Source organism: Halomonas sp. NPDC076908 (assembly GCF_050269715.1).
Taxonomy (GTDB): domain Bacteria; phylum Pseudomonadota; class Gammaproteobacteria; order Pseudomonadales; family Halomonadaceae; genus Vreelandella.
This window is the reverse complement of record NZ_JBNNIW010000001.1, coordinates 138,254-155,525: the sequence shown is the minus strand read 5'-3', so window position 1 is coordinate 155,525 and position 17,272 is coordinate 138,254. Positions and strand designations below refer to the sequence as shown.

Below are 17,272 nucleotides of genomic sequence, written 5' to 3'. Positions count from 1 at the left end.
CCTCTCTTTATGGCTGTTGTTTAGCAGTGTTTTCAGCCATTGGTGTCGGGCTGCCCCAATTAGTAAAGTACGCCACCAAAAAAAGCGCTGTTAACGCAAACCACCAAAACAGGTTCCATACAATAAGAAACGGAATGCCCAGTACCATGGGTTCAATCCGATTAGCCAGCATAATGATGGGACTTTCCAACATGAAAAAACTGAATATCATGCCGCCATAAATGGACAGTTTGAGCGGAGTTAAATATTTCATAGCAAGTAAGCCCTATGTTCCTGGTGAATTATTTATGTTTAGTAAGTGAGCGTTCTTTTCAGCACATGGCAGCCAACAGCAGCGGTTATTAGCGCGACGCTATCGGTGCTGTGGACTGTTTGGGCGTGATCCAGATATTTGTTGTATTTATTCGCATAAATATAATGATTAGGTGTTTTTTAAGCAGCCGTCAAGGTTGCAAGGTCTTCACAACACCGTTTTACGTATAGATTCTCTAACGTGAACAAAAGAAGAGCGTAATTTTATAAACGTGTTCGGTGGCGCATGCTGGGGCAATGCCTCATACGATGGAGCCGGACACCATGTTTGGAATAAAAAGCAAAACCAAGACTAAAGCCTCACCTTCTTCTATGGGGGATGCGCCCTCAAAAACGGCACTTAATCAACACTACTGGATGCCGTTTAGCGCCAACCGCGACTTCCATGCCAACCCGCGGGTGATCGCTGGGGCAGAAGGGCGTTACTACATTGATGACCAAGGCCGTAAGCTGTTCGATTCGCTTTCCGGGCTATGGACCTGCGGCGCGGGGCATAACCGCGAAGAGATCCAAAAGGCTGTAGCAGCGCAGCTCGGCAGCCTCGATTTTGCCCCAGGTTTTCAGCTTGGCCATCCGCTGGCGTTCAAGCTGGCGGAAAAAGTCGCTAGCCTAACGCCTGCTGGGCTGGATCACGTGTTCTTCACTAACTCAGGTTCAGAAGCCGCCGATACCTCGGTCAAAATGGCCAAGGCCTACTGGCGACTAAAAGGTAAGCCTGAGAAGACCCGTATGATCGGCCGTGCCAAGGGCTATCACGGGGTGAATATCGGTGGCACCAGCCTGGGCGGTATCGGTGGCAACCGTAAACACTACGGCCAGTTAATGGATGTGACGCACCTACCGCATACCCTTCAAGCGGGCCACGCTTACACCCGTGGTCAAGCGGAAACCGGCGCTGAGCTTGCCGATGCGCTGCTCGACCAAATTGCGCTGCACGATGCCTCTACCATTGCCGCGGTGATTGTCGAGCCGATGTCTGGCTCAGCGGGCGTCATTGTGCCGCCAAAAGGCTATCTAAATCGGCTGCGCGAGATCTGCACCGCCCACGATATTCTGTTGATTTTTGACGAAGTGATTACCGCCTTTGGCCGCAGTGGTGCGACCACTGGCGCGGAAGCCTTTGGCGTAACGCCAGATATCATGAACGTGGCGAAGCAGATCACCAATGGCGCCATTCCTATGGGCGCGGTCATTGCTTCCAGCGAGATATTCGACACCTTTATGCATGCTGGTGGCCCTCAGCACGCCGTTGAGTTCTCCCATGGTTACACTTACAGCGCCCACCCAGTGGCTTGCGCGGCGGGTCTAGCGGCGCTTGAAATGTTGGAGCGTGAAAATTTCCCCGCTCAGGTTAGCGCCATAGCGCCCACCTTTGAACAGAAACTTCATGCCCTGCAAGGTCGCAATCACGTCGTTGATATTCGTAATTATGGTTTGGCAGGGGCGATTCAGCTAACGCCCCGGGACGGCGACCCCATTATCCGTCCGCGTGATGCGCATATGGCGCTCTGGGAAGCGGGTTTCTACGTGCGCTACGGCGGTGACACGCTGCAGTTTGGCCCTCCGTTTGGCACCACCGAGGCCGAGCTAGAGCGGCTGTTCGACGCGGTGGCGACCACCTTGGATTCATTAGCCTAACCTACTGATCAACTTCAGCGAGTTTAAATATAGAGAGTTTAACTATGAGTGTTGTTTCCCACCTGATTAACGGTGAGTTAGTTGAAAGTAAGCGCACGTTGGATGTCACCAACCCTTCAACAGGCAAGGTGATTCGCCAAGTCGCTGACGCGAATGCCGCCGATGTAGAGCGTGCTATTGCCGCTGCCCAGGCGGCCTTTCCTGCCTGGCGCGATACGCCGCCCGCCAAGCGCGCCCAGGTGATGTACCGTTTTAAGCAGCTGCTGGAAGAGCACGCTGACCGTCTAGTGCAACTGGTCAGCGAAGAGCATGGCAAAACTCCCGAAGACGCCATGGGCGAGCTCAAGCGGGGCATTGAGAACGTTGAGTATGCCTGCGGTGTGCCAGAACTGCTTAAAGGCGAGTACTCCCACAACGTAGGGCCAGGCATTGATGCGTGGTCTAACTTTCAGCCGTTAGGCGTGGTGGCGGGCATTACCCCGTTTAACTTCCCCGCCATGGTGCCGCTGTGGATGTACCCCATGGCGATTGCCTGCGGTAATACTTTCATCCTTAAACCGTCAGAAAAAGACCCTTCAGCGGCCATGGCCGTGGCCGAGCTGCTGCAAGAAGCGGGGCTACCTAAAGGCGTGATGAATGTCATTCACGGCGGTCGCGAAGCCGTGGAAACACTGCTGGATGCCAAGACCGTCAAAGCCATTTCGTTTGTTGGCTCCACGCCAGTGGCGGAAGCGATTTACTCACGCGGTTCCGCTGCTGGTAAGCGCGTACAAGCCCTTGGCGGGGCGAAGAACCACGCTGTCGTCCTGCCGGATGCCGATTTAGAGAATGCCGCTAATACGTTAATGGGCGCCGCTTACGGTAGCTGCGGCGAGCGCTGTATGGCGATTTCGGTGGCGGTGTGCGTCGGCGATGAAACGGCCAATCGTCTGGTCGAAACCATGCTGCCCAAAATCGCTCAGCTAAAAGTGGGTCCCGGCACTGACAAAGGCCTGGATATGGGCCCGCTAGTGACGGCAGAACACCGCGATAAAGTGCTCGGCTTCATCGAAGACGGTGTTAACGCCGGTGCCACGCTGGTCGCTGATGGTCGCAGCCTAACAGTTGCTGGCCACGAAGAGGGCTATTTTGTAGGCGGCTGTCTGTTCGATAACGTCACCGCTGAGATGCGTATTTACCAGGAAGAGATCTTTGGACCGGTGCTGTGCATTGTGCGGGTCGGCAGTTTGGACGACGCCATGCAGCTGATTAATGATCATGAATACGGCAATGGCACCTGCCTATTCACTCGCGATGGCGAGGCCGCCCGCCGTTTTACCGACGCTATTGAGGTTGGCATGGTGGGGGTGAACGTACCGCTGCCCGTGCCCGTGGCCTACCACAGCTTTGGTGGTTGGAAGCGCTCACTGTTTGGTGACCTTCACGCTTACGGCCCCGACTCGGTACGCTTCTATACCCGCCGCAAAGCGGTTTCCCAGCGCTGGCCGTCAGTTAGCGAAGCGACCCGGGCGGAATTCTCGTTTCCCGCCAATCAAAGTTGACGTCTTGGGGTAACTAGGACATCTTCTCAGCACCACCGCCCTGCGGTGGTGCTTTTTTTGGTCGTTTACTTCAGCTGTAAGGGATAAAGGCACCGTGGCGCGAACTCAGGATGAAATTCGGCAAACCAACGTTAAAAAGATCCTCTTGGCAGCGGAGCAGCTATTTGCCGAGAAAGGCTACGCCGGTGCCTCCATGGGTGAAATCGCCCAGTTGGCCGATATTCCCAAGTCCAACGTTCACTACTACTTCTCCACCAAAAAAGCGCTTTACCAAGATGTGTTGCTGGAGCTTCTAGAAGTATGGAAGCAGGATGCGCTGTGTTTTGAGCTCTATGATGACCCTCGCGTCGTACTCTCTACTTATATTCGCGCCAAGATGACCCACTCCCGCAATCGCGCCCACGGCTCAAAAGTATGGGCGGCTGAAGTCATGCAGGGCGCGCCAATCCTTAAAGAACGCTTGCGTGAAAATCTCTACGAATGGGCCAAGCTTAAAGAGTCAAAAATACGTGAATGGGTGGAATCCGGTCAGATCAACCCCGTCGAGCCTTCCTACTTGCTGTATATGATCTGGGCATCAACTCAGCATTACGCCGACTTTGACTACCAAATCTATCTGCTCAACGACGACCAACCGCTGGATGACCTACAGTTTGAGAAAGCCGTGCAGTCGGTGACTTCGGTGATCTTGAAGGGCATTGGGCTAACGGCTTAGGCCTTACTGACGAATTGAGAATGTTGTCCAGTGCTTATGCTCGCATTGGAGTTCGCAGAAGCTTTCGGTTACGCCTTTCAGTTACTGTTAACAAAAGAGGGCATGTTCTAATGATACGAAATCTTGTTGGTTTTCTCTCTGTGCTTATTACAGCCCTCTTATGTGCTCAAAGTGCTTATGCCCAGCCAACAGTTCAAACATTAAATATTGAGTCCGACGAGGGCGCAGCGCTATTAGAGCGCCTCCGTGAAGGTGGACTAGTGATGTATATACGCCATGCCGATACAGCTGGGCAGCAATGCGATACCTATAACGATAGCGCTGGGCGAGAGGGGCAACGCAACATATCACCAGCGGGACGCGAACAAGCGGTTGAACTCGGTGAACGGATTGAGGAACTCGAGATCCCTATCGCGGAACCGATCCTGTCCGGCCCAGTGTACCGTGCGCGTGATACCGCTGAACTGGCTTTCGGCGTCGATAGAGTGAGCGTGACGGATAGCCTACTCGCTGATGACTATGCCCGTGGACGTCTCGACTGGGTGCTGTCAGAACACCGGCGTCTGTTCAGTGAGCCTGTGACGAAGGGAGAGAATCGCGTTCTCGTTGGCCACCGCACTCCTGCTCAAATGATTTTCGGAAGCATCGTTTCCGGCACAGGTTTGCCGGAAGCTGGCGTTCTGGTGCTGGAACCGCGCGGGACTGAAGGCACCGAACTGCTGGGTGTTCTGGAGATTGTGCCGGCTATTAATGGTGGTAATCCACCCTGTTCGTAGGGTTGATGCAATGACCGTTCGATATATTGTCTGTGTTGTCTAGGTCTAAAACTCCACAAGACTTAGTCTTTATCAGTAGCCACCTGCTCAGCAATCAAGCACAGCAGCTCATACATAATGGTAGCGCCAAGCAGCGCCGTATTGCCGCTGGGGTCAAAGGGTGGCGAGACTTCCACCACATCGGCACCGATCAGCGGTAGGCCGCGAAAGCCGCGCACCAGCTGAAGTGCTTGCAGGCTGGTGAGGCCACCTACTTCAGGGGTGCCAGTGCCAGGTGCAAAAGCGGGGTCGATGCTATCGATATCGAAGGATAGATATACTGGGCTATTGCCGACCACGCGGCGTGCTTCGGCGATTACCGCTTCGATACCCAGTGCATCCACTTCCTCCATAAACATCACCCGCATGCCGGTGGCATCAGAGTAGTCCCAGCCTTGGGTGGTGTTTTGTGCACCGCGAATACCGATCTGCACCGTGCGTTTAGGATCAATCAGGCCATGTTCACAGGCGAGCCGGAAGGGGCCGCCGTGGTGAAATTTTGAGCCTTGGAATTCGTCCCAGGTGTCGGTATGAGCATCGATATGGATCAATCCCACCGGGCCATCGGCCGCTAAGCCGCGCAGAATCGGGTAGGTAACTGAGTGGTCGCCACCGGCGCTAAGTGGGATAACGCCTGCCCGACGAATGACACTGTAATAGGCGGCGATATCATTAGAGACCTGCTCAAGGTCGTAGATCGATGAAAAACGTACATCACCGATATCGGCAATGCGTGCCTGGGCAAAGGGATCAAGCCTGGTTATGTGATGCAGGCTGCGCATCATGCTTGACTGGTTGCGAATCTCCCGCGGGCCGTGGCGGGTGCCGGGGCGATTGCTCACGCCGCCATCGAACGGAATGCCGACCAGGGCAATATCGAGTTCCTCTAACGATTCGGCTAGCGGTGCACGCAAGAAGCTGGCTATTTCGCGATAGCGTGGCTCTTGGCGTGGTAGGTAGCTTTCGCCGGTGGCGGCGTTGCGGCGAGTACCGTCGGTGCCCTTGGCCATTTTGCTCTCCTTATCGGGTTAGGCTAGCTAAACTGGCGGCTAACAGTTGCGTGCCTGCGACGGCATCATCGAGTTCGGTATGCTCATCGGGGTGATGACTAAGGCCATCGCGGCAGGGCACAAACAGCATCGCCGTTGGGCAGTGGTTGGCGAGGTGAATCGAATCGTGAAAGGCACCCGATACTAATCGCGGTGCAGTAATCCCTAGCTCGTGGGCAGTATCATCAAGCAGGGTGGTAAGTGTGGCGGGAAACGCGACTGGCTCAATCCGAGACAATGGTGTAAGGGTTGCTTGGCAACCTGCCCAGCTCTGTTGAGCGAGCTGATTAAATTCGGCTTCCAGCGCTTTGAGCGTGGTTGCTTCGGGGTGGCGTAAATCAATGCTGAAGGTGACATGGTCAGGAATCGTATTCACCGAACCGGGGTTGACGGCGAACTTGCCGATGGTAAAGCGTACCCGGTCTTCGTTGTCTCTCGCGGCTTCTCGTAATGCAGTTGCCAGTGCACAGGCGCCTTCTAACGCATCGCGGCGCATGGCACGCGGGGTGGTGCCCGCGTGGTTGGCGCTCCCTGTTACCGTTACTTCAAACCAGCTAACGCCTTGAATTCCTTCAACAACACCTACGGAAGCACCGGCTCGCTCCAATATTGGGCCTTGCTCAATATGCAGTTCCAGGAAAGTGTGCATGGGCGTTGCCAATGAACGTCGTGGCACACCGGCGGTGTTCAGTGCAGCCAAGCAAGTGTCTAATGCACTTCCCAGGCTGACGCCGTCGCTGTCTTCAACCTCGCGCGTTTCATCAAGGCTGCGCACACCGCAAAATACCGCCGAACCTGAGGTGCCGGGGGAGAAGCGCGCCCCCTCTTCATTGGTCCAACTCACCAGCGATAGAGGGCGGCGCGGGTTAAAACCAGCCTGTTTAAGTGCGCGTAGTGCCTCAAGCCCTGCCAGCACGCCCAGCGCACCATCGTACTTGCCACCCGCCGGTTGGCTATCCAAATGACTGCCCGTGACGACAGGCTCAAGCGCAGGGTCGCTGCCGGGCACATCAAGAAACACGTTGCCGATAGCGTCGACGCTTGCCTTGGCACCCAGGGCGCTGGCCTGCTCAATCAGCCAAAGCCGGGCGCGGGTGTCGTTGTCATCAAGCGCTAAACGCGCCACGCCACCATCTGAACGGCCGCCCATCATCGCGACCGTGGCTAAGTCGTTGGCGAGTCGTTCCGGGTTTACCGCTGCCGCTATCGCCGCTAAATCAATAACGGTCTTGTCGGTTGGATAATGAAGGTGGCTTTCCATCAGGCTCTCCCTAGAGGCTTTTATTCGTAGACTTCAAAATGTACCTCGACAGGCACACAGTCTGCACCGTTGATTGGGATGATGTCTTGCGGGCAGGCGGACATTGCCACAATACAGTCCATCTCTGCGCGTAGCTCAACATAGTCGCCAGCTTTTGAAACCGGCGGGCACCAGTCGACTTTCATCTGCGCATTCACGGGAATGTTCATCCATAAATTGAGCGGCTGGGGCACCTCGGGGACATCTACACCGATAGCTTTCATGGCTAACCGTAAGTTATCGGCACAGCTATCATGATAGCCCTCTACGCCCAGCGTCATATAACGGAACAGGTCGCAGGCGGCCATTAGCGTATCGTGAATGCCCGGCGAGGTGTCGGCGGTGAGGGTCATAATCGGGCGGCGGCGGTTACTCATCAGTGGGTCGCCTACCTGAGGAATCAGCCCACTCAACCAGGCGCGCCCATGCTCCCAAGACATAAATTCATTGGGGTTCGCGGTGCTAAACGCCCAGGTATCGCATACCTGAGTGCCGTGGGTGTTAATAATACGGATGGTTTGTCCGGCTTTGAGGCGTACTGCCTTGCCTCCTCGGGCGGCGACTTCGTAACGTTCGCCGAGCACTGGCGTGCCATCGGGAGAAATGGGGTTGTCCAGGGTGTGGTTGTGACCACAAGGTTCACTGTTACTGTGGGGCAATTGGTCAATGCGCGCGTGGTCAAAACGTGTGTCAGTGCTCATAGGATTCTCCAGGGGTGTCGTAATGGTGTTAGCTAATCGGTACATGCAAGTCGAATTAGTCGATATGACGCTCGCGCCAGGTATTCAGAAACTGTTGCAGGCGCTCGCTTTTCGGTTGGCGGAATAACGTGGAGGGCGGGTCACTTTCCACCACCCGGCCTTGATCCATAAAGATCACCCGGTCGGCGACTTTGGCGGCAAAGCCCATCTCGTGGGTGACGATCACCATGGTCATGCCGTCTGCGGCCAGCTTCTTCATGACATCTAGCACTTCGCCGACCAGTTCAGGGTCAAGCGCCGAGGTAGGCTCATCGAAAAACATTACCCTGGGCTTCATGGCGAGTGCCCGAGCAATCGCCACCCGCTGCTTCTGGCCACCGGAAAGACTCTCAGGAAAGTGACCCGCACGATCGGCAAGGCCGACCTGTTCGAGCATCGCCATGCCTTCCACTTCCGCATCCCAGCGGGAAAGGCCGTTGACCAGACGCAATGCCTCGGTCACGTTCTCCAGTGCCGTGCGATGGGGCCATAGGTGAAAGTGCTGGAACACCATGCCCACCGGGGCGCGCACTTCGTCCACGCGCTTTTCGCTGGTGCGCACACGTTTGCCGCTGCGGTCTTCATAGCCCAATAGCTGGCCGTCGATATAGACGCTGCCGTGATCGTAGGGCTCCAAAAATGCCAGACAGCGTAGCAGGGTGGATTTGCCTGAGCCGGAGGGACCAATCACACAGACCACTTCGGAAGGGGCGAGGCTGAAGTCGATGTTGGTCAGCACTTCCAGATCGCCAAACTGCTTACTGATGCCGTGTGCCTCAACAATGGCTTTTTGTCGGGTAGGCGTAGGTGGTGTGAGCGTGTCAGCCGTTGGCATGGGAGTTATCCTTTTGAGCGACATGGCGCGGTTGACGATTGGCTAAGCGTTTTTCCAGCGCATAGCCACCCCGGGCGACCAGTTCAATCATCAGCCAGTAGAGCAGCGCAACTGCCAGGTACGGTTCGATTACTTGAAACGTTTGATTAACAATGGTGGTGGCGTTTTTGGTCAGGTCATCCACCGAGATAATCGAAATCAGCGCGGACTCTTTCACCAAAATGATCAGTTGATTGGTGCCGGGCGGTACGATCAGACGTGCCATCTGAGGAATCTGAATACGTATCAGCGCGTGCCAGGGTGAAATGCCGAGCATTCGCGCCGCCTCAAGCTGGCCTTTGGGAATGGATTTGAAGCCGCCACGATAAATTTCTGCAAAGTAGCCTGCGCCATAAAGGCCAATCCCCACGACACCCGCTATCTCAGCGTCCAGTCGGAGGCCAATGCTGGGGCCGCCGTAATAGAGTAAAAACAGTAAAATAAGCAGCGGTGTGCCACGGCATATTTCCACGTAGCAGGCCACCGGGTAGCCGAAAAGGCGTGGGTTAGCGAGCCTAAGCGCTGCAAGCACCAACCCCAACGAAAGAGCGAGCAGGCAGCCTAAAAGACAGATCCACAGCGTGTTCCACAACCCTTGCAGAATCAGACCACGCATTTCCCATAGCAGGGTAATATCTAACATAGCGGACACTCCCCTATTCGGTGGCTAGGCCGCCGCTCATGCGGCGTTCTAAGTAAGCGCTGATGCGTGCCAGCACAAGATTGACAGCGAGATAAAGCAGTGCAGCGGCCAGATAGGTCTCTAGTGGCTGAAAGGTGCGCGAAGCGATTTGTTCGCTGACGCGCATTAGTTCGGTGACGGCGATCACCGAAATCAGCGACGAGTTTTTGAGAATCGTAATGATCTCGTTGGTCAACGGTGGCAAGGTCAGGCGAAACACCTGGGGCATAATAATGCGCCGCCGAGTTTGCCAAGCGGAGATGCCCGCCATGCGCGCTGCTTCTATTTGCCCAGCGGGAATATGGCTGATACCACTGCGGAAAATTTCCGCCTGAAAAGCAGTGGTATTCAGTGTTAAGGTCAAAATGGCAGCTGAAATAGGCGCTATCTCAACGCCGATTTCGGGCAGTAGGTAATAGACCAACAGCAGTTGCAGCAAAATAGGGGTGCCACGCCAAAAGCTGCGGTAAAGCCCGCAGGGCCAGCGCACCAGGCGGTACCGGCTGGTCAAACCAAAGGCCAGTAAAACGCCTAATACCAAACCCAATGCGATGGCGGAAAGCGAGACCACCATGGTGGTGGTCAAGCCTTTAAGCAGCACAGGGTAGTGGTTGAGTAGAATCTCAAACATGGTGCACCCTTAGAGAGAAGTGAATCGTCTTAGCGAACTGCTCGGTGTGCTACTCGGCCGCTGGCAGTTCTAAAGGCAGATCCATCGGGCCGCCAAACCATTTTTCTTGTAGCTCATTTAGCGTGCCGTCTTCATTGAGGCGTTGAATCTGCTCATCCATAAACGCATTCAGTGACGCGCTTGCTGCGTCGTTACGCCCAGCCCAGCTGAAATAGACCGGATCGCCGAAGGTGCCGACCACTTCAAATACCTCCGGGCGGGTGCGTTCTGCCTCGAGCAAGTTGGGTAGGCTATTAATCACTACATCGACACGCCCGGTGCCCAGCTCGGCGTAAGCTTCGTCAACGCCTGTATAAGTGCGGATGTTGGCGACCGGTGTGCCCGCTTCCTCAAGTTCGGCAGCCAAGGCTTCCAGTGCTTCTAGCTGTGCCGAACCCGCTTGAGCGGCGGCTACTTTGCCAGCGATATCCTCAGGTGAGTTGATTTTTTCTTCGCCAGCACGTTTGAGAATCGCCATGGTGGCATCGGCAATGGGCGCGCTTAAGTGGTAGCGCTCCATACGCTCGGGTGTAGCGGTGACCGAGGTAATCACGTAGTCAAAACGCTCGCGCTCCAGCCCCGGCAGAATACCTTGCCAAGGGAGATCCATGCGGATCAGTTCGACGCCCTCAAGCTCGCTCATGATGTGTTCCATGATGTCGGCGGAGTAGCCGACAATTTCGCCATCTTCAATGTATTCAAACGGGGCGAAGCGCGCTTCAGTACCAACGGTAAAGGTGCCCTCTGAGCGAATGTCGTCTAGCAAATCACTATGGGCAGTAGTGGCAAAGCTAACGCTGAGTAGGAGGCCAGCGGTAATAGTGGGGATGCGTTGCATGGGGATGCTCCTCGGGGTGGTGATACTCGAATCAGCGGCGAAGGCCTACTGAGCAAGAACACCTTGAGTTAAGCAGGCGTTATGCAACAATAAAACTGTTATCTTTCGATGTTCATACCCGTTTTATTGATGTTAATTGCACTAACTTAGAGCATGCCGATGAAACTCTCCGCCGCTGACCTGAAAAGCCTCTCTGTATTCCTTGCGGTGACCGAGCACCGTGGCTTTGCCGGTGCGCAAACGGCGCTGCATATGAGCCAGTCTGCCATCAGTTTTCATATTCGAGCACTCGAAGAGCGTGTGGGATTTACCGTATGTCGGCGGGGGCGGCAGGGTTTTGAACTAACCGAGCGGGGCACGATTGTGTATGAGCGCGCTAAACAGTTGCTCTCTTCGGTGGACGATTTCGACAGCGAGATGAGCGAACTGCGCAGCTCTGTTTACGGCACGTTGCGCTTGGGAGTAGTCGACAACACGATTATGGATGTCGATCTTGATCTGCAGGGCGTGATTGGCGAGTTCCTGCGTAAGAACCCTAAGGCGCGCCTCAATATCACCGTGGGTAGCCCCGACCGCTTGATCGGCGAGATCGCAAACGGCGCCGTACAGCTCGGCATCCTGCCGGAAACCGCGCAAATGGAAGGCTTGCAGCACCGTCAGGTATACACTGAGGTACACGGTATTTACTGTGCAAAACGCCATCCGCTGTTTACTCGAAGCAGCGACCAGCTAACGGTTGAGGAAGTGATCAAGCATCCCTTTGTTGTCCGCCCTTATGCCAACCTACAAGAGCTGAAGTGTTTCCCTAATGCCAAGGTAGGCGCCCATGCTTCCAATATGGAAGCCCAGGCGCTGCTGATTTTAAGCGGCCACTTTATCGGCAATTTACCCCATTATTACGCTAACCACTGGGTCGAGAGGGGTGAGCTCAAAGCGCTGTTACCGGACCAGGTCGAGATTGCATCGCCGTTTTGTGTGGTTACGCGGGCAGGTCGGCGGCCCTCTCTGATTGTGCGCTCATTTATTCAGGAACTGGTCGCCCGGCTTTGGCAGCAGTCGCATTTGGTTGAAGCGTATAAAGGGGATGAGTTGTTACCTAAGGCTGCTACCATGGACGATGCATCATTCGATTAATTATGGGTTAAAAATACTGCTCCCTTACCTACCAAGACGGCATGACCACTCACCGTCACACATCCAGACTTAATCTCGCCGTTGGCGGCAGTGTAGATAACACTGGGTCGACCCATTTCTACCCCTTGCTGAATCTTACAGTGCAAGGCAGTTGGTTGGAGTGATGCTAAATAGCCGGTTAAGGCGGCAGCAGCGCTGCCGGTAGCAGGGTCTTCGCAAATACTGGCGTGCATACAGAACATGCGGCTGCGAATTACTGTTTCTTTTTCGCCTTGCTGTTCAATGACGTAAAGATAAATCTGCACCGCGCTGCTCGCCATAACGGCACTCGCCCAAATAGCCGATGAAATATGTACGTTCTCTAACGCAGCCACATCGGCTAGCTCAATCAAATGAAAGGGCAGCCCGAAGGAGGCAACCACGGGGTCACCCATCACCTGATGGATGTCCAATCCCAGCAGCTCAACGGCAGTGAGGCGATCAATCGTGCTGTCTGCGAGCATGGCGGGCTGTGCGGTCTTAAACGTTGCTCTTCCCTGCTCATAACTGATCGCCAGCTCGCCGATGGGTGGCTGAAGCACCAAGGTCTGCTCAGGTTTTACTAAATTCAACGCCCCTAGCAGATGCGCGGTGCCTACCGTGGGGTGGCCTGCAAAAGGTAGCTCACGAGTAGGCGTGAAAATCCGCATTGGGTAGTGATTCGGCGCGTTGGTAGCACTTAAAAACACCACTTCAGCAAGGTTTAGCTCATTGGCAATAGCCTGCATAGTGCTGGTATCCAACCCATCGGACTCTAGAAACACAGCCAATGGGTTGCCGGTAAACGGCTGGTCGGTAAACACGTCCAGTAGGTAATACTCAGCGGTTTTCATAAGGCCCCTTTTTAAATGACGTCTTTTTCCAAAATGCTTTGTGACCCTCTTTGATCGCCTGAGTACGGTCAATGCCGATATCTTCAAGTAGCCGGTCATCAAGTGATAGCAGTTGTCGGCGGCTACGGCGGTAGTGACGATACTGGCCTAGGTGATGAAAGAGTTGTTGAAAAAGTTGATGACCTAGCTGATAGCGAAGCTGAGTAAGGTTGAAGCGTGGCATGGCGGCTCTCCTTGGGTGTGATGAGCCTAACCAGATTACTCAGTGGAATTGATTAGATACAGATATAGGTTTTTATATTTTTTAGATACAGATAAGGTGAATTACCACTCTGTATGGACTATAAATAGTTATCTGTATTGTTTTTAAGCTTAAAGAGATCGGTTGTCGTGACGCGCTATGAAGAAGTCGCCACGGTGTTGCGGGAGCGTATTGAGCACGGCATTTATCGTGTAGGTGATCGTCTGCCCTCCATTCGCGCGGTCTGCCAGGAACTGGATGTGAGTATCTCAACGGCACAGGAAGCTTACCGGCAGTTGATGGATGTGGCACTGATTGAGTCGCGTCCGAAATCGGGCTATTTCGTACTGCCGAGCAGAGCGCCTTCGGTACTGCCTTCGATTTCCCGCCCTGCACAGCGGCCATTGGATATTTCTCAATGGGATCAGGTGCTAGAGCTTGTCGCCACCCAGCGGGATGATGAACGGCTGTTGCTGGGGCGCGGCATACCGAATTTTGAATACGAGACGCTGCGACCGCTGTCCAAAATCCTCGCTGGCCTGCATCGCAGTAATGACCTGCACGGGTTCAACTACGACAAGTTGAGCGGTAGCCCAGAGCTTCGCCAGCAGGTGGCGCGGCTGGCTATTTCGTCCGGCTGCCTGCTGCATCCGGACGACATTATGATCACTACTGGCTGTCAGGAGGCACTCTCTATCTCGCTGCGTACCCTTACCCAGCCGGGTGATGTGGTGGCCGTGGATTCGCCAAGCTTCTACGGCACTATGCAGATCCTTAAGGCCAATGGCTTAAAAGCACTGGAGATCCCCACCGATCCGCAAACGGGAATTAGTCTTGAGGCGTTGGAGTTGGCACTAGAGCAATGGCCGATACGCGCCATACAAGTGACGCCGACATATAACAATCCGCTAGGCTATACCATGCCCGAGGCGCGCAAGCGGGCGCTTTTTCAGCTCGCTCAACGCTTCGATGTAGCCATTATCGAAGATGATATCTACGGTGACCTATCATTTACCCTTCCAAGGCCGCGCACGGTGAAATCATTTGATGACGATGGCCGCGTAATGCTGTGCAGTGGCTTTTCTAAAACGGTAGGGCCTGGCTTGCGGGTAGGCTGGCTGGCGCCGGGCCGCTATCGTGATCAGGCGTTGCATATGAAGTATGTCTCCACCGGCGCCTCGGCGACGTTGCCGCAGCTGGCAGTGGCGGAGTTCGTCGCCAAAGGGCACTACGAGCGCCATCTTCGCTTTGCCACCCGACAATATCAGCGTCAGCGAGACATTATGATTAGTTGGGTGCAACGCTACTTTCCTAAGGGCGCGGGCATCAGCTACCCAAAAGGCAGCTTTTTGCTATGGGTAGAGCTGCCCGCCGCCGTGGACTGCGTGCGCCTGAACGAACGTTTGGCCAAGCGCAACATCCACGTTGCACCGGGATCGTTGTTTTCAGCCTCGGGTAAATTCCGCCAATGTTTACGCTTGAACTATGCTTTTACATTAACCCCCTCTATCGAAGCGGCCGTGCGAACGGTGGGTGAGTTTGCTACCGTGATGGTAGAAGAGGCGCAGGAGCATGCGGTTTTGCTGGGATGAGGGTGGTGCGACCAAAGGCCTCACAAGGTGAGGTTGCCCTGGCGGACATCCAACTGTGCCAGGCGCTGCTTCAACAGTCCCGGGGAGCGGGCATACCAGGTCTGATTGAGCGGGGAGGGGTGAGGAAGCGGGTAGAGGGTAAAGGCCTGTGTCTCGCCCTGATCATCCTCTAAGGTCACCTCGATACTACTTTCAAAGCGATCTTCACGCTTCCAGAACGCCTCCAGGCGTGCACGCTCCTCTTTTGAACGGCCAATACCGAACCACAGGAAGACTTCGCGCCCCAGCGTTATCAGAGTCCGCCCCTCCCAGCGGGAGATCAGAATTTCATTCATCAGGCCGTGAAAGTGGCGCTTGACCTTCATGGGCCACGCCTTGTTGCCGACGGGCTTGTAAGGCACCGTGTTAATCCAGAAAAAGTGCTCTCCCACTGCACGCGAGGCCTCGAAGTCAGGCATTTCCTCGCCATAAAGTTGCCCATACAGCGCCTTTCTAACCAGTTGCCCACCAGCGCCGATAAAGGGTTCGCCGTAGCGCACTTCATCGCGCCCTGGGTCGCGCCCGAAAAAGCCGATGCGCAGGTTCGGGTTGCCAAGGCCGATGATTGGCTCCAGTGGATCGCGCTCGAAGCGTTGGTAGACCTCGACATCAATCCCTTCGATTTCTGCCGCCAGTGTTTTGAATTTTTCCTGTTGTCGCGGGGTCAGTGGCATTCTCCATGCTCCTTGCTGCAGCCGGTTGGCTGGTTCAATCAAACCACTCTTGCGCCGTACGCCATAGGCACATGCCAGCGAAGTAAACGGAGGCAACGCCCCATCCCCAAAGTGCCCAAGCGGCGTGCTCAGGGCTGGAAAGTATCAATGACGTAGCACACACACACCATAGCAGTGTGATCGCGATATTGAGCGGCATGAACAGGCGCACCCGAAAGGGGTGCAGGAACTTCATCTTAGTCACGGTGAGAATAGCCAGAACAACGATAGCGGCAAAGGTAATAAAGGGCGGAAAATCAAGAATATAAAAATAGGCGGCGGTGATGTTCCAGGCGGCAGGAAAGCCAACGAAGTAATTATCCTGGCTTTTCATATCGACGTTGCAGAAACAGAACATTGATGACAGCAGAATGATAAACACTGCGAGCAGCGCAAAATAGGGCGGCAGTTCAATAAAGTAGTAGATAAATAGGGCGGGAATAAAGGCCCAGGTCAGGTAATCTATGACCATATCAAGGGTTGAACCATCGAAATGGGGCAGTATGGTTTTCACTTCATACTTGCGCGCCAGAGTGCCATCAATACCATCAATCATCATCGCAGCACCCAGCCAGAGGAGGCAGGCGACGGGGTTATTGTCCACTAGTGCAAGCAGCGCCATTGTGCCAAGCAGCACTCCGCTGGCAGTGAACACGTGGACACTCCAAGCCTTGTATATTGAAGCCCGCGATTCTGTCGGCGAAAAGAGTGATTGAGCCACATTAACCCCATTGGGAACGTGGTGTCCCCTTGCTGTTCGGTTTATAGATAAGCGTGTAAAAAAACCATACCCTACTACAAGAAGGCATCCAGCGAATACGCAGGCAGGCCAACTCTCCATGGCGCGGTCATTTGCAATGGGTGCTTAGAAGTATAGTGCCTTGTCGCTTGTTTGTTACACCGGCCGCTTAAATTGCTGTCGCGCCTGTTCAACCTGCGCATGTGTTACGCAAGCTCGTGAGTGATCATTAATCAGCCCTATGGCCTGCATAAAAGCAAAAGCGGTTGTCGGTCCAACGAATTTCCAGCCGCGCTTTTTTAACGCTTTGGAAAGTGCGATGGATTCAGGTGAGGTGGTCTGAATTTGTGGCTCGGCTAGCGAAGGGGCGTCTGGCTCGTACTGCCAGAAAAAAGCAGCTAGCGAACCTTCTTGTTCAACCATTTCTATCGCCCGCTGAGCATTATTAATCACCGCTTCAATTTTACCGCGATGGCGAATAATGCCGGCATTTTGCAACAAGTGTTGTACATCACTTTCACTGAAAAGGGCGACTTGTGGGAAGTCGAAATGGTGGAAGGCAGTGCGAAAATTTTCGCGCTTGTTGAGTATGGTGCGCCAGCTAAGGCCCGATTGAAAACTTTCCAAGCAGAGTTTCTCAAACAACCGTTGATCATCCGCGACGGGAAAGCCCCACTCATTGTCATGGTAGGGCAGAAACTCCGGCGCTCCGCCACACCATAGGCAGCGGGGATGTCCATCGGGGGCGATAAAGTCGAGCATTGAACG

General features: G+C 54.6%; 19 protein-coding genes. 6 read left to right on the top strand and 13 right to left on the bottom strand.

Annotated features, from left to right (window positions below; genetic code table 11):
* Window positions 1-7: 7 nt before the first annotated feature.
* Window positions 8-253: a hypothetical protein gene (locus tag ACQKE4_RS00710; protein ID WP_022521722.1), complete on the bottom strand. Its 246-nt coding sequence runs from the start codon at window positions 251-253 to the stop codon at window positions 8-10.
* A 323-nt stretch (window positions 254-576) separates the two neighbouring features.
* Here ACQKE4_RS00710 and ACQKE4_RS00705 point away from each other — a divergent pair, with 323 nt between their 5' ends.
* From ACQKE4_RS00705 to ACQKE4_RS00690, 4 genes are all read left to right on the top strand, one after another.
* Window positions 577-1,950, top strand: coding sequence for an aspartate aminotransferase family protein (locus ACQKE4_RS00705; RefSeq protein WP_427386459.1), 1,374 nt, complete (start codon window positions 577-579; stop codon window positions 1,948-1,950).
* Between the two features lie 44 nt (window positions 1,951-1,994).
* Complete coding sequence (locus tag ACQKE4_RS00700; protein WP_427386458.1) at window positions 1,995-3,491, top strand: CoA-acylating methylmalonate-semialdehyde dehydrogenase; 1,497 nt, start codon at window positions 1,995-1,997, stop codon at window positions 3,489-3,491.
* A 94-nt stretch (window positions 3,492-3,585) separates the two neighbouring features.
* Window positions 3,586-4,206, top strand: coding sequence for a TetR/AcrR family transcriptional regulator (locus ACQKE4_RS00695; RefSeq protein ID WP_427386457.1), 621 nt, complete (start codon window positions 3,586-3,588; stop codon window positions 4,204-4,206).
* A gap of 110 nt (window positions 4,207-4,316) precedes the next feature.
* Window positions 4,317-4,982: a histidine phosphatase family protein gene (locus tag ACQKE4_RS00690; RefSeq protein WP_427386456.1), complete on the top strand. Its 666-nt coding sequence runs from the start codon at window positions 4,317-4,319 to the stop codon at window positions 4,980-4,982.
* A gap of 62 nt (window positions 4,983-5,044) precedes the next feature.
* On the opposite strand, the gene speB is transcribed toward ACQKE4_RS00690, so the two are convergent.
* The 7 genes from speB to ACQKE4_RS00655 are packed head-to-tail and all read right to left on the bottom strand — an operon-like array spanning window position 5,045 to window position 11,174.
* Window positions 5,045-6,031, bottom strand: a complete 987-nt coding sequence (gene speB, locus ACQKE4_RS00685; protein ID WP_427386455.1) for an agmatinase — start codon at window positions 6,029-6,031, stop codon at window positions 5,045-5,047.
* Between the two features lie 10 nt (window positions 6,032-6,041).
* On the bottom strand, window positions 6,042-7,331 hold the full coding sequence (locus ACQKE4_RS00680; RefSeq protein ID WP_427386454.1) for a M20 family metallo-hydrolase: 1,290 nt from the start codon (window positions 7,329-7,331) through the stop codon (window positions 6,042-6,044).
* Window positions 7,332-7,351: 20 nt separating this feature from the next.
* Window positions 7,352-8,071, bottom strand: coding sequence for a DUF1989 domain-containing protein (locus ACQKE4_RS00675; protein WP_427386453.1), 720 nt, complete (start codon window positions 8,069-8,071; stop codon window positions 7,352-7,354).
* Window positions 8,072-8,126: 55 nt separating this feature from the next.
* Complete coding sequence (locus ACQKE4_RS00670; protein WP_427386452.1) at window positions 8,127-8,945, bottom strand: amino acid ABC transporter ATP-binding protein; 819 nt, start codon at window positions 8,943-8,945, stop codon at window positions 8,127-8,129.
* Window positions 8,932-9,627, bottom strand: coding sequence for an amino acid ABC transporter permease (locus ACQKE4_RS00665; protein ID WP_427386451.1), 696 nt, complete (start codon window positions 9,625-9,627; stop codon window positions 8,932-8,934). The genes ACQKE4_RS00670 and ACQKE4_RS00665 overlap by 14 nt, the downstream gene beginning before the upstream one ends.
* 13 nt (window positions 9,628-9,640) lie before the next feature.
* Window positions 9,641-10,297 (bottom strand): amino acid ABC transporter permease, encoded by a 657-nt coding sequence (locus ACQKE4_RS00660; protein ID WP_427386450.1) that lies wholly within the window; start codon window positions 10,295-10,297, stop codon window positions 9,641-9,643.
* A 49-nt stretch (window positions 10,298-10,346) separates the two neighbouring features.
* Complete coding sequence (locus tag ACQKE4_RS00655) at window positions 10,347-11,174, bottom strand: transporter substrate-binding domain-containing protein (RefSeq protein WP_427386449.1); 828 nt, start codon at window positions 11,172-11,174, stop codon at window positions 10,347-10,349.
* A gap of 159 nt (window positions 11,175-11,333) precedes the next feature.
* Here ACQKE4_RS00655 and ACQKE4_RS00650 point away from each other — a divergent pair, with 159 nt between their 5' ends.
* Complete coding sequence (locus ACQKE4_RS00650; RefSeq protein WP_427386448.1) at window positions 11,334-12,308, top strand: LysR family transcriptional regulator; 975 nt, start codon at window positions 11,334-11,336, stop codon at window positions 12,306-12,308.
* Here the strand turns inward: ACQKE4_RS00650 and ACQKE4_RS00645 are convergent.
* Window positions 12,305-13,180, bottom strand: a complete 876-nt coding sequence (locus ACQKE4_RS00645) for a PhzF family phenazine biosynthesis protein (protein WP_427386447.1) — start codon at window positions 13,178-13,180, stop codon at window positions 12,305-12,307. The genes ACQKE4_RS00650 and ACQKE4_RS00645 overlap by 4 nt on opposite strands.
* Complete coding sequence (locus ACQKE4_RS00640) at window positions 13,167-13,403, bottom strand: DUF1127 domain-containing protein (protein ID WP_427386446.1); 237 nt, start codon at window positions 13,401-13,403, stop codon at window positions 13,167-13,169. Before ACQKE4_RS00640 ends, ACQKE4_RS00645 begins: the two co-directional genes overlap by 14 nt.
* Before the next feature lie 167 nt (window positions 13,404-13,570).
* On the opposite strand from ACQKE4_RS00640, the gene ACQKE4_RS00635 reads away from it, so the two are divergent.
* A complete protein-coding gene (locus ACQKE4_RS00635; RefSeq protein WP_427386445.1) occupies window positions 13,571-15,013 on the top strand; it encodes a PLP-dependent aminotransferase family protein in 1,443 nt (480 codons plus the stop codon).
* Between the two features lie 20 nt (window positions 15,014-15,033).
* Here the strand turns inward: ACQKE4_RS00635 and ACQKE4_RS00630 are convergent, their stop codons facing one another.
* From ACQKE4_RS00630 to ACQKE4_RS00620, 3 genes are all read right to left on the bottom strand, one after another.
* Entirely contained in the window at window positions 15,034-15,726 is a 693-nt protein-coding gene (locus ACQKE4_RS00630) for a uracil-DNA glycosylase family protein (protein ID WP_427386444.1), read from the bottom strand.
* A gap of 34 nt (window positions 15,727-15,760) precedes the next feature.
* Complete coding sequence (gene pcsA / locus ACQKE4_RS00625; RefSeq protein WP_427386515.1) at window positions 15,761-16,444, bottom strand: phosphatidylcholine synthase; 684 nt, start codon at window positions 16,442-16,444, stop codon at window positions 15,761-15,763.
* A 216-nt stretch (window positions 16,445-16,660) separates the two neighbouring features.
* A complete protein-coding gene (locus ACQKE4_RS00620; protein WP_427386443.1) occupies window positions 16,661-17,266 on the bottom strand; it encodes a DNA-3-methyladenine glycosylase I in 606 nt (201 codons plus the stop codon).
* Window positions 17,267-17,272 lie beyond the last annotated feature (6 nt).